Genomic DNA, 12,695 nt, shown 5'->3' on the forward strand with positions numbered 1-12,695 from the left:
TCGGCAAGTCGAGCGGCTGCGGGCTGCCGAGACTGACGGCGTAACCATCGCGCCGCCCGTTGCGACGCTCACTGAGGGCGGCATGCGGGTAGCCCGCGCACCTGATCGTCGTACCACGTGGCGGCAGCGAGCCAGAGCGTGGTCAGGTCGTTCGGGGCGAAGATCGGCATTGCATCGCACGCTGCGCGGATGGCGTCGAAGTCCCCCGATTCCGCTGCCTCGCTGGAGTTCAGGAGCCAACCCAGTTCGCCATGCCGTTCGAGCAGTGCCCGCCTGATATCGGCGTGAATCGGCGTCGTCGTCACGACGTCCTCGATCGTGCTGCCGAACAGCACATGAACCAGTGAGAACACGCCCGCGATGAACGCGGTAGCGGCAAACCGGTCGTCATCGGGCCGCAGCCGGCCCGCGGCCAGTTCCATGAATCGTGCCCGCGCGCCGCATAGCTGGGCCAGCGGATCGGAGCGCAACGCATCCAGACGCTCGTCGGCAAACAGGAGCAACTGGGTCCATCGCGTAATCTGCCGCGTGCCGACCAGCATGATCGCTTCACGCAGTGACGAAACGGGCTGGCTGAGCCCCACCGCGCTCGAATTGAGCAGCATCAGAAGTGGGATGACGAGATTCGGAATTCGCTTGAGTTCGGCTTCGAGTGCCACGATCTCGGGTTCGCCGCCCAGGAGCACGAGCAGGCGCAGCAGCGCGTCGCGCGATGGCGTGACGCGTCGCGACGTCAGCACCTGCGGTTTCGCAAAGTAGTAGCCTTGAAACAGTTCGAAGCCCGCTTGCATGGCGGTGTCATGGTCCTCCGGCGTTTCGATTTTCTCGGCGACCGACATCTTCCCGTGCTGCCTGACGGTGCCGATCAGTTCGGCAAGGTGCGCGTGCGGGCATTCGAGAAAATCGATCTTGACGATATCGACGTAAGGCAGAAATTCGAGCAGGCGCGGGGAAACCAGGGAAACATCGTCCAGCGCGAGCCGATAGCCCGCGCGCCGCAGTTCGCTACAGCGCTTGCCGAGCGCCTCGTCGAACGTCACGGTTTCGAGGATTTCGAGGACGAACCGTTCATGCGGCAACAACCAGACGATGTCGGACATCAGCACGGTCCGATCGATGTTCACATAGCCCGTGCGGTCGCCCAATGCGGCGGTGAGGCCGATATCGCCGATGAGTCTGCCGATGACCTGCGCGGTGGCGGCGGTGTCATCCGTGATTTGGGCGCGATTGGCTGTCCCGGAGCGGAACAATAGTTCGAATGCGATCAACGCTCCGCTTCGGTCCAGAATCGGTTGCCGCCCGAGGTAGACGTATTCCGGTGCGGCGGCTTTGCCGCCCGACTCCGGTTGATCGCCGGCGGGATGGGGCGAAGGTGCGCTCGTATTCAATCTTGAACGTTCCTTTGAGTTGAGGTCTCGCGGATGCCAGGCGGGTATCCGTCGCATCCGGGGAGTGCGTTGCGCCGATGACTGACGTCGTCGCCGGCCTCTTCAACGCCCACGAAGATGCGCGCGGCCCTTCCGGGTCGGCGCCGCCCCTCGCAGTTTGCTCCTTTTGTCAGTTTACTCGCGACACGGGTGGTCGCCTAGGAAGTTGTCCAGTCCTCCGCCGGGGCGGGTTGTCCCACGGGGGCGGGCGGCGGGGCGGGCCGAATCGGGGCTGACTGGGCCTGGCGGGCGCGTCGGGGCGGCCGACTTCGGCATCGCGTGCGGTGGTCGGCCTGAACCTCGCGGATCAGCTCCTCGATTTCCTTGGACGCCGCCGACGAGCGCTGGGCCAGCGAGCGTATTTCCGACGCGACCACCGCGAAGCCGCGTCCCTGCTCACCGGCCCGCGCGGCGTCGACGGCCGTATTCAGCGCGAGGATATGGGTCTGGAAGGCGACCCCGTCGATTCACGGCGGCGGTCAGATCGTTACCGGCGATCCGGTTCGCGATCTCGGCGGCGCGGGAAGGCTCACCGCCCAGCGAGCGCAAGATGCCGCGGTCGAGCAGCAGCGCGACAACCGACCAACGCCCCGCTGACCTGCATGCCCCGACGGTTAGTTTTTCGCCACAGCCTCGGTTTCCGTCGTCGGCCCGTCGGCCGCATCGTTTCGGCTCCACCCACCTCCAAGCGACCGATACAACGCCACCGCCGCCAGCGCATGTTCGCGCTTGACCTGGTTGAGCGAATCCGAATCCCGCAGATAGACCTCCTGCGCTGACAGCACGTCCAGAAAGTCCGTCGCGCCGCTCTTATAAAGCTGATTCGCCAGCCCGAGCGCTTTATCGGAAGCCGCCAATGCACTATCGAGTCGCCGCGTCGCCTCATCGGAGCTGACGAGATTCGCGCGCGCATCCTCGACTTCCCGTAACGCTTGCAGCATCGTCTGCCGCAACCCGAGTTCCGACTCGCGCATCCGGCTTTCGCTCTGCGAGATATCGGCGGTAATGCGTCCCGCATTGAAGATCGGGCTCGTCGCACTCAGCGCCGCGCTGAACAGGTTATCGGTCAACGTCGGCAACCCGAGATACGAAGCCGCGAGAATCCCGTCCGTCAGGTTCAACGAAAACTTCGGATACCGTTCGGCCTTCGCCACGCCCACTTGCGCGGCACGCCGCTCGACTCGAGCGTAGGCCGTCAGCACATCGGGCCGCCGCAACAATGCTTGCGAAGGCAACGTCCCCGGCGCGCCGACCGGCGGCGCCGGAATCTCCCCGGCCTGCGCCAGCAAAAGCCGATCGACCGATTCCGGCGTCCGCCCCGAATACACGGCGATCAGATTCAACTGATGCGAGATCTGCGCCTGCGTCGGCGGAATCCTCGCTTCGAGCGCATCGAGCTGGTTCTGCGCGCGCGTCACGTCGAGTTCCGTCGACAACCCGAACGCCTGCCGCTTGCGCGTGAGTTCGAGCGCATGCTGCCGGATCTTCGCGTTGTCCTGAAGGATCTTCAATTCCTGCTGCGCCCAGCGCAGATCGACATACGCGGATGCCGCGTCGGCCGCGAGCGCGAGTCGCATCGCATCTTCCGCGTGCTTTTGCCCGACCAGCTCCGCTTGCGCGGCAAGCAGATCGAGCCGTTCGCCGCCGAACACATCGGGCGACCAGCTCAGCGCGAGCCCCGCGCCGGCCTGCCGCACATAGCCGAGCGGCGGCGGCGTGTTCTGCCGTGCGTCGGCCGCATGCGCGGTCGCATCGAGTTCGGGCAGCAGCACCGCGCGCTTCTGCACGGTCAGCGCCTGCGCCTGCTTCACGCGTTCGGCGGCGGCTTGCAGATCGAGGTTGCCGTCGAGCACGGTGGCGATCAGCCGGTCGAGCACGGGATCGTGGAACTGCGACCACCAGGCGGCGGCGTCGATGTCCGCGCGCGGCACGTCGGTATCCCACGCGGTGGGCGCGAGCGTCTGAACCGATTCGTTCAGCGCCGGATGCTGCGCGGGCTGCACCGCACACCCGGCGGCGAATGCGCTGACGGCCAGCGCGACGAGTAGCTTCTTCATGATGACGGTCCCTGGGCCTCAGTGCGCGTCCGGCGGCGGCGCGTTCAACGTGATGGGTTTGGAAAACACGACGGCAAGCAGCGCGACGACGAAGCACAGCGACAGCGCGTAATACGCATCCGCATAGGTGAGCGTCAGCGCTTCGCGATAGATCAGCCGATGCAGGTTCGCGAGCCCGGCCTGCGCGGTATTCAGCGTATTGCCGGCGACCGAACCCCAGTACGCGGCCTGGCGATCGAGCAGCGACGCGACTTGCGGTTCGCCGGCGCTCACGTGCTCGTTCAGCCGCAGATAATGAAAATTCAGCCGGTCGTTGAGCATCGTCGCGCTCACCGCGATACCGATCGCGCCGCCGAGGTTACGCATCAGGTTGAACAACCCGCTCGCCGATTTCAGCCGCGACTGCGGCAGCGAGCCGAGCGCCATCGTCACGATCGGCGGCACGCTGAATTGCTGGCCGATGCCGCGCAGCGCCTGCGGCAGCAGCAGTTCCCGCCAGCCCCAGTCGTGCGTGATCGGCGTGTACAGGTAGCAGCCGAGGCCGAAGCAGATCAGCCCGAACACGAGCAGCACACGCATGCTGACGTAGCGCGCGGCGAACGCATACGCGCACAGCGCGATCAACTGGAACGCGCCGACCGACAGCAGCGCGATGCCGATCTGCAGCGAGCTGAACGCACGCACCTGCGCGAGAAACAGCGGCGTGAGGAACACGGTCACGAAGATCCCGATGCCGGTCACGAACGACAGCAGGCTGCCGATCCCGAAATTGCGCACGGCAAGTGCGCGCAGATCGACGATCGGGTCTTTGGCGGTCAGCGCATGGACGATGAACAGGAAGCCGCAGATGCCGGAGATCCACGCGCAGATCACGATTGCATCGTCGCCGAACCAGTTCTTGCGCGGGCCTTCTTCCAGCACGTATTCGAGGCAGCCGAGGAAGCCCGACATCAGCACGATGCCGAGATAGTCGCCGCGCTTGATGAGGCTGAGATCGGGCGCGTCGATATGCACGTAGCGCGGCACGAGCGCGGCCACCGCGATACCGGGCACGAGGTTCAGGTAGAACAGCCAGTGCCACGACCATTGGTCGGTGATCCAGCCGCCGATCACGGGCCCGATCGCCGGCGCGAGCGACGCGAGCGCGCCGATGGTCGTCGACGCGATCAGCCGCTGCTTGCCGGGGAACAGCACGAACGCGGTGGTGAACACGGTCGGGATCATCGCGGCGCCGAGCGCGCCCTGCATCCCGCGGAACAGGATCATCGAGTTGATGTCCCACGCGAGCCCGCACAGCATGCTGGTGATCGTGAACCCGACGGCCGATGCGACGAACAGCCAGCGCGTCGACATCACCTTCGACAGCCAGCCCGACATCGGGATCACGATGATCTCGGCGATCAGGTACGCGGTCTGCACCCACGACAGTTCGTCCTGGCTCGCGGACAGCCCGCCGCCGATGTCGCGCAGCGACGACGCGACGATCTGGATGTCGAGCGTCGCCATGAAGAAGCCGACGCACATCAGCGCGAACGCGAACACGCGCTGCCTGGTCGGTTGCGACGCGGGGTCGCCGGAAAACGCGGTGGTCATCGTCGGCTCCCGCTCAGTTCGCGTGGTCGGTATGCACGGTCACGACCGCGGAGAGCCCGGGGCGCAGCACGTGCTCGATGCCCGGCTGCGGATCGAGATGCACGCGCACGGGCACGCGCTGGACGATCTTCGTGAAGTTGCCGGTCGCGTTCTCGGGCGGCAGCACGCTGAAGGTCGCGCCGGTCGCGGGGGCGAGGCTGTCGACGCGGCCATGCAGCTTCGTGCTCGACGCATCGAGCGCGACGTCGACGCGGTCGCCCGCGCGCATCTTGCGAAGCTGGTCTTCCTTGAAGTTCGCATCGACCCACAGGCCGGACGCCGGCACGACCGTCAGCAGCGGCACGCCGACGTTCGCGAGCATCCCGACGCGGCCCGTGCGGTTGCCGACGTAGCCGTCGACCGGCGCGCGGATCGTCGTGTATTCGACGTTGAGCGCCGCGACGCGCTGCGCGGCGAGCGCGGTATTCACGCGGGCCCGCGCATCGGCGAGCTGCGCGGCGAGCACGTCGAGCTGCCGCTTCGACGCGAGCAGCGCCGCGTCGCTGCGTTCGACGGCCGCGCCCGCCTTCGAATAATCGGCATCCGCGCGCTCGACGATCTGGTTCGATACGGCGTCCGATTTCACGAGTTCGCGGTAACGCACGCGGTCCGATGCGGCACGCGTCAGTTCGGCGGACGACGCATTCTTGTCCGCCGCGTGCTGGCCGATCACCGCGTATTGCAGTTGCTGCTTCGCTTCGAGCTCGGCCACGGCGGAGCGCGCGCTGTCGACTTCGGCGCTGGCCTGCGCGAGCTTCGCGTCGTAGTCGCGCGCATCGAGCTGCACGAGCACGTCGCCGGCCTTCACGCGCTGGTTGTCGGTGACGAGGATCTTGTCGACGAAGCCGTCGACCTTCGGCGCGAGCACCGTCACGTCGCCGCCGACATACGCGTCGTCGGTGCTTTCCTGAAAGCGCAGCACGAACAGCCAATCGAGCGCCGCGGCCGCGACCACGACGACGACGGCGCCCACCGCGATGCGCATCCACGGCACGCGGCGTTGTTGCGTCGCGGGCCGCTCGGTTGTGGCTGCTTCCCGTGACGAGGCAGCGGCTTGGGTCGTATCCATCGATTCACCTATGTATATGCACTAATCAAAACGATCGACGACGTCGTGTCGATCGGGAAAAGGGTTAGCGTTCCGGCAGGTTGTGCGTGATCCGGAACAATTCGTCTCTGAGGCGGGCCGCCTGCGCCGACCCGAAGCATCGCTCGAACGCTTCCTGGGCGGCGAGCCAGTGCACGTGCGCGTCGGCCACCTTCGTTTCGCCGTGCGCGGTCAGCGCGAACGTCTGACCGCGGCATGGCGGCTCGATCCGCCCCGTCACCAGCGCCGCGCCGACGAGCGGTTTGAGCGCGCGCAGCAGCGCGGTGCGTTCGATCACCAGCACGTTCGACAGCGCCGCCATCGTCAGGCCGGGCCGCTCGCGCAGCAGCGCGAGGATGCTGTACTGCGACGGCGTGACGCCCGCGCGCGACAGGTAACGCTCGTAGAACTGCGAGATTCGCCGGGCGGCTTGCCGGACCGCGAAGCAATCGTCATCGGTGAGCGTGGTCTTGTGCATGTGCACATGTTAGGAGGCGGGGCGGCGCGAAGCGAGGGGCGGGACAGGATCAGATTGGTGTCGGGGCTGTACCAATCGGCGTCGGAAAGGCGCGTTCGCGCCCCGTCACGCCGCCGCCGGAACGATCCAGCCTTCGCGGTCGCAGTACGCGGCCGTGTAGTCGATGAACGCCTTCACCTTCGCGGGCAGCAGCGCGCGGTTCGCGTACGCGAGCTTGATTTCGACGAACGCATCGACGAGATCGGCGTCTTCCAGCAACTGCACGAGCGCGCCCGACGCGAGTTGGGCCTCGACGAGCGTCTTCGGGACGACGCCGATGCCGAAGTCGTGCATCACCATTTCGCGGTTGAAGACAGGGCTGTTCGACGAGATGTCGAAACGGAACGGCACGGTGAGCATGTCGCCGTCGACGCGGAACGACAGCGCCGGCCGGCGCAGCGACGGCGAGATCGGCACGAACGGATGATCGGCGAGGTCGGCCGGCGTCTCGGGGCGCGCATGCGTTCGCAGATACGCAGGCGTCGCGACGATCACGACCGGAATGCGCTCGACCAGCCGTACGACGGTCGATTCGCTCGTCAGCATGTACGGCACGACGATGCCGATGTCGTAGCCTTCGCCGACCAGGTCGACCGGGCGCTCGGTCAGCGTGACGTCGAGGCGCACGTTCGGATGCGCGCGCTTGAAGCCGGCGATCAGCGGCACGAGCCGGTTCAGCGCGGCCGTCGTATGCGCGACGAGGCGCAGCAGGCCTTCGGGCTCGCGCGTGTGCGTCTGGGCTTCCACTTCCAGCGCGTCGAGCTCGTCGAGCACGGCCGCGCACCGCTCGTAGATGCGCTCGGCCGTTTCGGTCAGCGACACCTGGCGCGTCGTCCGGTGCAGCAGCCGGCTGCCGAAACGCGCCTCCAGATCCGCGACCGCGCGCGAGACGACCGGCCGCGCGAGGCCGTGCATGTCGGCGGCGCGCGTGAAGCTGCGCATCTCCACCACCGAGCGGAAGATGCGCAGCTTGTCGATGTAGTCCATGTCCGTCTCCTTGACGCGATGGCCGGCCCCAGGCCATGTTACGGCGCAGTGTACATTGACTTTATGCATATGCACATATAGATTCGACGACATGAACGACATCCCGATTTCCGAGGCGTGCAACTGCCTCGCGCTGCGTCAGGCGGCGCGCTTCGTCACGCAACTGTACGAACGCCATCTGGCCCCGGTCGGCGTCACGCCGGCCCAGTTCTCGATCATGGTGAACCTCAAACGCCGGCCTGGCCTGCTGATGAGCGAACTCGCCGATGCGCTCGTGATGGATCGCACGACCCTGCTGCGTGCGCTGAAGCCGTTGCAGCGCGACGATTTCGTCGCGACGGCGGCATCCGAGCACGATGCGCGCGCGCATGCGCTGCACCTCACGAAGCTCGGCGAGCGCACGTTCGCGCGGGCGTTGGTCGCGTGGCAGGCCGCGCAGGACGAATTCGACACGCAGTTCGGCCGCGATCGCGCGAAGGCGTTGCGCGCGGAGCTGTTCAGCCTGACCGCGGAACGTTAGGCGCGGGGCGGACGGTTCGGTGGGGTGATCAATTGGTGCGGAATTCAAGCCATTGACTGCCGATAAAGCGGGATTTTTAGGGAGAATTGGTTTTTATGATGTCCGGTTTCGTCTAAAACTGGACAGTTTTTATTTCCAGTTGTAAAGTCCTCTGACGGAATTCACGAGCCGGCGCGGCCGCCGGCACGCGTCACGAGGAGCAACCGATGCTGCAGTTGAGTGACCGCGACGACGCCATGTTGCGCGGGGATTTCGGGGACGGCGTCGCGCGTGCGATGCGGATCGTCGCCCGCACCGCGCAAGTGATGTCCGCGCCGCACCTGATCGACATTACGTCCGCCCATATCGACGGCTGTCTGTATCACGGCCAGACGAGCCTCGACTTCGTCGACTATTTCGTCGACACGGGTGCGAAGGTCGCGGTGCCGACCACGTTGAACGTCGGCTCGCTCGACCTGATCCATCCCGAGCTGTACCACGGCGACCGCACGATCCAGCGCGATGCGCAGCGCCTGATGGACGCGCATCTGCAACTCGGCTGCGAATCGAGCTTCACGTGCGCGCCGTATCAACTGAAGCATCGTCCCGCGCTGGGCGAGCAGATCGCGTGGGCCGAATCGAATGCGATCGTGTTCGCGAACTCGGTGCTCGGCGCGCGCACGAGCCGCTACGGCGATTTTCTCGATCTGGCCGCCGCGATCACGGGGCGCGCGCCGTATGCGGGGCTGCACGTCGATGCGAACCGCGCCGCGCGGATCGTGTTCAACGCACCGGATTTCACCGGCCTGCCGTCGCGCGACATCTATTTCGCCGCGCTCGGTTTGGCGATCGGCAAGATCGCGGGCGCGGTCGTGCCGGCGATCGTCGGGCTGCCGGCCGACACCACCGAGGACGAACTCAAGGCGCTCGGCGCGGCCGCCGCATCGAGCGGGGCCGTCGCGCTGTTCCATGCGGTCGGCGTGACGCCCGAGGCGCCGACGCTCGACGCCGCGTTGCACGGGCGCGCCGCGCAACGCACGATCGATATCGCGATGGCCGATCTCGACGAGATTCGCCGCACGCTGAATCACGGCGCGGCCGGCGACGCGCTCGTCGCGGTCGCGCTCGGCACGCCGCATTTTTCGCTGGCCGAATTCCGCACGCTCGACACGTTGCTCGACGCGTTCGACGGCAAGCCGGCCTGCGATTTCTACGTGAACACGAGCCGCTTCATTCTGTGGGAGCTGGAGCAAGCCGGCCTCGCGGAGAAATTCGCCGCGCGCGGCGTGCAGATCGTCGTCGATACCTGCACGTACATCACGCCGGTGATGAAACAGCTGTCGGGGCTGGTGATGACCAACTCGGGAAAATGGGCGTCGTATGCGCCCGCGAACATCGGCGTGACGGTCGCGTACGGCAGCATGCGCGAATGCGTGCGCTCCGCGTACGAAGGCAAGGTGCGATTCGATGACTGACGCGACGGGCACATTCTTGACGGGCGACACGCTCGTGCCGGGCAGCGCATGTGGGCGCCCGTTCATCCTCGACAAGCCGCTCAGCTTCTGGGGCGGATACGACTCGGGCGCGGGCAGGATCGTCGATCGCGGGCATCCGCAGGCCGGCGCGAGCCTCGCCGGCAAGGTGATGGTGATGCCGCACGCGAAGGGCTCGAGTTCGAGCAGCAGCGTGCTCGCGGAAGCGGTGCGCAACGGCACGGGGCCGGTCGGGATCGTGCTGAAGGAGCGCGACCTGATCATCTCGATCGGCGCGATCGTGGCAGCGGAGCTGTATGCGATCGCGGTGCCGGTGGTGTGCGTGGCCGACGAGGTGTACGACGCGATCGTCGCCGCCACGGGCGACGTGCGGATCGAAGCGGGCGAGGGGGATGGTGGTGCGAGGATTTATCTGGGCGCCGATGCTCGTTCGGGCGGACCCGGTTCGACCCGAACGAGCGGCGCGCGCTGACGGCGAGTCAGGCGGTGGCCGTGGCGATGCGATCCGGAGCGAGCAGCCTCGTTCGTCAGCGCTGCAGCCGCACCTGGCCCGGTCAGATGAAGCGCACGTATCGGGTTTCTTCCTGCGTGAGCGACAGCGCTTGAGCGGCCGCGTTCATTTCGCGTTTGCCGCCCGGCTGCGCCAGTCTTCTGATTTCGGGCCACACGATCACGCCGAAGAGGATGCGCAGGATCGCGCTCAGCACGCACAAGCCGATTACACCCGCGCTGATCAGCGCAAACACGTCGAACGTCGATTCCATGCTGAGCGTCACCGCGGATACGATTCCGCTGACGACGGCCGCGCCGATCACGCAAATAAGCATGACGAAGAGGTCGGCCCGGGCGCCGGCGACTTTGGCGGGGCGCAGCAGATAAGCCGAACCGTCGGTCATGTTGCGAATGCCGTAGACGAACTGGCGATCCTGGTCGCCGACATAGGCGACATTCAATCGATCGCCATCGGCGATGAACAGGCGCGTCGTCCGGTTGGTCCTGAACACGAGGGGGGACGCGAGCGAATCGAGTTTGAGCGTGATTTCCTCGATACTTTGCGTCGTCGCGCCCAGGTTGTTGCTCCAGACCTTCGTCTCGATCGATTGCTGGCTGATTGCCGTCACGCGGCCGGATGTGGTCTGCATGTCGTGGTTCGTCATCGGCTGCTGCGCTCCGCGCTGAAACCGGACGGTTCGCCTAGCCAGCAATCCTGGGCTTCGCGTCGCTGCGGCTGGAAGATCAGGTCGGACAAGCCGCCGATGGCGACCAGGTTGCCCACCAGACCGACGATGGACACGACGGTGGCCAGTGCCGAGGTGAACGCCCAACCCGAATGGAGTGCCGCGGCAGCGGTACCCAGACTCAGCACGACCAGGCACGACGCCCAGGCAAGCAGCGACAGGTTCCGTCGCTTGTGCGCGATCACGTCGTACGGCGCGATGGCAAGGCTGCCGCTCCTGATCCACGCGATTCGGCGGCGGCCGCGATGCTCGAATGTGCAGGCGCGTACCGACATGCCGGGTCTCAGTTTCTCGATCTGCTTGAATGCTTCTTCATCGACGTCGTTGGCCGTGACGAAGTAGCAGACGTTCTGCATCGTCAAACGGTATGGCGGGTGCTTCCTGACATCGGCCTTGACTCGGATGAGGTTGGTATCGACGCGGTCGATCGTGGCCTCGATCAGGGTGGTGCGATTGGGCATGGGTCGGAGAGGGCGCGGGTCCGCGCGACGTCGTTTTGATGTGGCGCCCATCATACGCCAACGCTTTCGGCCGACCGTCCGGCATTGCCGGGCGACGGGTGGCCCGGCGCGTGGCAATGAAATCCGCGCGTAGCGGCAGCCGTACGCTGCCGCCGGCGGTTCGGCGTTATTCGCGTACCAGTGCCCGGGTCACCGCTGACGCGATCACTCAGCCGCCGCGTCCCGAAACGCGCCCGGCGTCTGCCCGGCCCAGCGCCGGAACGCACGCGTGAAATTCGCCGGGTCGGTGAATTGCAGCCGCTCGGCGATCGTCTTCAGATCGAGATCCGACGCGGCGAGCAACTGTTTTGCGTCGCGAAACCGCGCTTCGTCGAGCAATTGCCGATAGCTCGACCCGGCTTCCTCCAGCCGGCGCCGCAGCGTGCGCGTCGATACGAGCAGCGCGTCGGCGAGCATGTCCGGCCCCGGATAATCGCCGGCTGCGCGCGCCAGTTCCGCCCGCACGCGCTCGACCAGATCGCCTTCCTCCTGCCGCACCTGCGCATATTCGCGTTCCACCTGTACGAGCGCCTGCCGGTGCGCGACTTCGTCGGCGAGCGGCAGCGGCCAGTCGAGCACGTCGCGCGCGATCCACAGCGCATTGGCCGCGCAGCCGAATGCCACCGGCGGCAACGTATCGCGATAGCGCGCGAAATACGCGGGCTCCGGCCACGCGAATTGCAGCCTGATCGGCGGCGACGCGCGGCCGGACCATTGCGAGATGTTCTGCGCGAGCCCCGTCAGCACGAATTCGAACATCACGTGATGCTGCAGCACGGGGTTCGCCTGCACGCCGTGCAGTTCGAGCGTCGCGCCGCGCTCGTCTTCCGCATAGGTCAGCCGGTACTGGCGATTGCGCATCCGGAAGTAGCGCTGCGTGACCGATAGCGCGTCGCGGATGTCCCGCGCGGTCAGCGTCGCGTAGCCGAGAAAGCCGTGCACGGTCGGTTTCAGCAGCAGCCCGAACGCGAGCCCGATGCCCGGATCGCCGCCGATTTCGATCGCGTTGAGCACGAGCCGCCCCCATTGCGACGGCGCGACGCGCGCGTCCGGCTCGGCCAGCACCGCGTCGCGCAGGCCTGTGCCGGCGCGCACGGCGGCCAAGTCGACGCCGCGCGCGGCCAACGCCTGCAGCAGCAGGCGCGGATAGGCGACCGGAATCGTCGGCCGGCGCAGCCCGAGGCGATCCTTGCGAGAGGGGGAAGTCATGTCGATTTGGCCGGAAATGACAAGCATTATGGCTGTTTGCCCCCTCACG

General features: G+C 66.5%; 12 protein-coding genes and 1 pseudogene. 3 read left to right on the plus strand and 10 right to left on the minus strand.

Going from position 1 to position 12,695, the window contains the following annotated elements; genetic code table 11:
- Positions 1–68 precede the first annotated feature (68 nt).
- The 7 genes and pseudogenes from QZM72_RS14825 to QZM72_RS14855 all read right to left on the minus strand — a co-directional run bounded on the left by QZM72_RS14825 (position 69) and on the right by QZM72_RS14855 (position 7,707).
- Positions 69–1,388: an EAL and HDOD domain-containing protein gene (locus QZM72_RS14825; protein WP_301738507.1), complete on the minus strand. Its 1,320-nt coding sequence runs from the start codon at positions 1,386–1,388 to the stop codon at positions 69–71.
- 344 nt (positions 1,389–1,732) lie between these two features.
- Positions 1,733–1,894: pseudogene (locus QZM72_RS14830) on the minus strand (methyl-accepting chemotaxis protein); the annotation flags it as partial.
- Positions 1,895–2,041: 147 nt separating this feature from the next.
- Positions 2,042–3,484: an efflux transporter outer membrane subunit gene (locus tag QZM72_RS14835; RefSeq protein WP_301738508.1), complete on the minus strand. Its 1,443-nt coding sequence runs from the start codon at positions 3,482–3,484 to the stop codon at positions 2,042–2,044.
- A gap of 18 nt (positions 3,485–3,502) precedes the next feature.
- A complete protein-coding gene (locus QZM72_RS14840) occupies positions 3,503–5,077 on the minus strand; it encodes a DHA2 family efflux MFS transporter permease subunit (protein WP_089469215.1) in 1,575 nt (524 codons plus the stop codon).
- 13 nt (positions 5,078–5,090) lie between these two features.
- A complete protein-coding gene (locus tag QZM72_RS14845) occupies positions 5,091–6,185 on the minus strand; it encodes an HlyD family secretion protein (RefSeq protein WP_301738509.1) in 1,095 nt (364 codons plus the stop codon).
- 64 nt (positions 6,186–6,249) lie between these two features.
- A complete protein-coding gene (locus QZM72_RS14850) occupies positions 6,250–6,681 on the minus strand; it encodes a MarR family winged helix-turn-helix transcriptional regulator (RefSeq protein WP_089469217.1) in 432 nt (143 codons plus the stop codon).
- Between the two features lie 105 nt (positions 6,682–6,786).
- Positions 6,787–7,707 (minus strand): LysR family transcriptional regulator, encoded by a 921-nt coding sequence (locus tag QZM72_RS14855; protein WP_089469218.1) that lies wholly within the window; start codon positions 7,705–7,707, stop codon positions 6,787–6,789.
- A 91-nt stretch (positions 7,708–7,798) separates the two neighbouring features.
- Between QZM72_RS14855 and QZM72_RS14860 the strand changes: the two genes are divergently transcribed.
- From QZM72_RS14860 to QZM72_RS14870, 3 genes are all read left to right on the plus strand, one after another.
- Positions 7,799–8,227, plus strand: a complete 429-nt coding sequence (locus tag QZM72_RS14860) for a MarR family winged helix-turn-helix transcriptional regulator (protein WP_301738510.1) — start codon at positions 7,799–7,801, stop codon at positions 8,225–8,227.
- 206 nt (positions 8,228–8,433) lie between these two features.
- Positions 8,434–9,681 (plus strand): aconitase X, encoded by a 1,248-nt coding sequence (locus QZM72_RS14865; RefSeq protein WP_089469220.1) that lies wholly within the window; start codon positions 8,434–8,436, stop codon positions 9,679–9,681.
- Positions 9,674–10,171, plus strand: coding sequence for a DUF126 domain-containing protein (locus QZM72_RS14870; RefSeq protein WP_301738511.1), 498 nt, complete (start codon positions 9,674–9,676; stop codon positions 10,169–10,171). Before QZM72_RS14865 ends, QZM72_RS14870 begins: the two co-directional genes overlap by 8 nt.
- An 82-nt stretch (positions 10,172–10,253) precedes the next feature.
- Here QZM72_RS14870 and QZM72_RS14875 read toward each other — a convergent pair whose 3' ends face one another.
- From QZM72_RS14875 to QZM72_RS14885, 3 genes are all read right to left on the minus strand, one after another.
- On the minus strand, positions 10,254–10,841 hold the full coding sequence (locus tag QZM72_RS14875) for a hypothetical protein (protein WP_301738512.1): 588 nt from the start codon (positions 10,839–10,841) through the stop codon (positions 10,254–10,256).
- 11 nt (positions 10,842–10,852) lie between these two features.
- Positions 10,853–11,398, minus strand: a complete 546-nt coding sequence (locus tag QZM72_RS14880) for a hypothetical protein (protein ID WP_301738513.1) — start codon at positions 11,396–11,398, stop codon at positions 10,853–10,855.
- Positions 11,399–11,602: 204 nt separating this feature from the next.
- The gene (locus QZM72_RS14885; RefSeq protein ID WP_301738514.1) at positions 11,603–12,673 is read right to left on the minus strand and encodes an AraC family transcriptional regulator; all 1,071 of its coding nucleotides are present in this window, start codon (positions 12,671–12,673) and stop codon (positions 11,603–11,605) included.
- Between the last annotated feature and the right edge of the window lie 22 nt (positions 12,674–12,695).

It is taken from the genome of Burkholderia sp. AU45388 (assembly GCF_030481585.1).
GTDB classification, from domain to species: Bacteria; Pseudomonadota; Gammaproteobacteria; order Burkholderiales; family Burkholderiaceae; genus Burkholderia; species Burkholderia sola.

Coding starts and splice junctions, on each gene's coding strand:
- QZM72_RS14880 (WP_301738513.1), bottom strand. CDS start 11,398: ATGCCCAATCGCACCACCCTGATCGAGGCCACGATCGACCGCGTCGAT.
- QZM72_RS14865 (WP_089469220.1), top strand. CDS start 8,434: ATGCTGCAGTTGAGTGACCGCGACGACGCCATGTTGCGCGGGGATTTC.
- QZM72_RS14845 (WP_301738509.1), bottom strand. CDS start 6,185: ATGGATACGACCCAAGCCGCTGCCTCGTCACGGGAAGCAGCCACAACC.
- QZM72_RS14850 (WP_089469217.1), bottom strand. CDS start 6,681: ATGCACAAGACCACGCTCACCGATGACGATTGCTTCGCGGTCCGGCAA.
- QZM72_RS14860 (WP_301738510.1), top strand. CDS start 7,799: ATGAACGACATCCCGATTTCCGAGGCGTGCAACTGCCTCGCGCTGCGT.
- QZM72_RS14885 (WP_301738514.1), bottom strand. CDS start 12,673: ATGCTTGTCATTTCCGGCCAAATCGACATGACTTCCCCCTCTCGCAAG.
- QZM72_RS14840 (WP_089469215.1), bottom strand. CDS start 5,077: ATGACCACCGCGTTTTCCGGCGACCCCGCGTCGCAACCGACCAGGCAG.
- QZM72_RS14855 (WP_089469218.1), bottom strand. CDS start 7,707: ATGGACTACATCGACAAGCTGCGCATCTTCCGCTCGGTGGTGGAGATG.
- QZM72_RS14835 (WP_301738508.1), bottom strand. CDS start 3,484: ATGAAGAAGCTACTCGTCGCGCTGGCCGTCAGCGCATTCGCCGCCGGG.
- QZM72_RS14875 (WP_301738512.1), bottom strand. CDS start 10,841: ATGCAGACCACATCCGGCCGCGTGACGGCAATCAGCCAGCAATCGATC.
- QZM72_RS14870 (WP_301738511.1), top strand. CDS start 9,674: ATGACTGACGCGACGGGCACATTCTTGACGGGCGACACGCTCGTGCCG.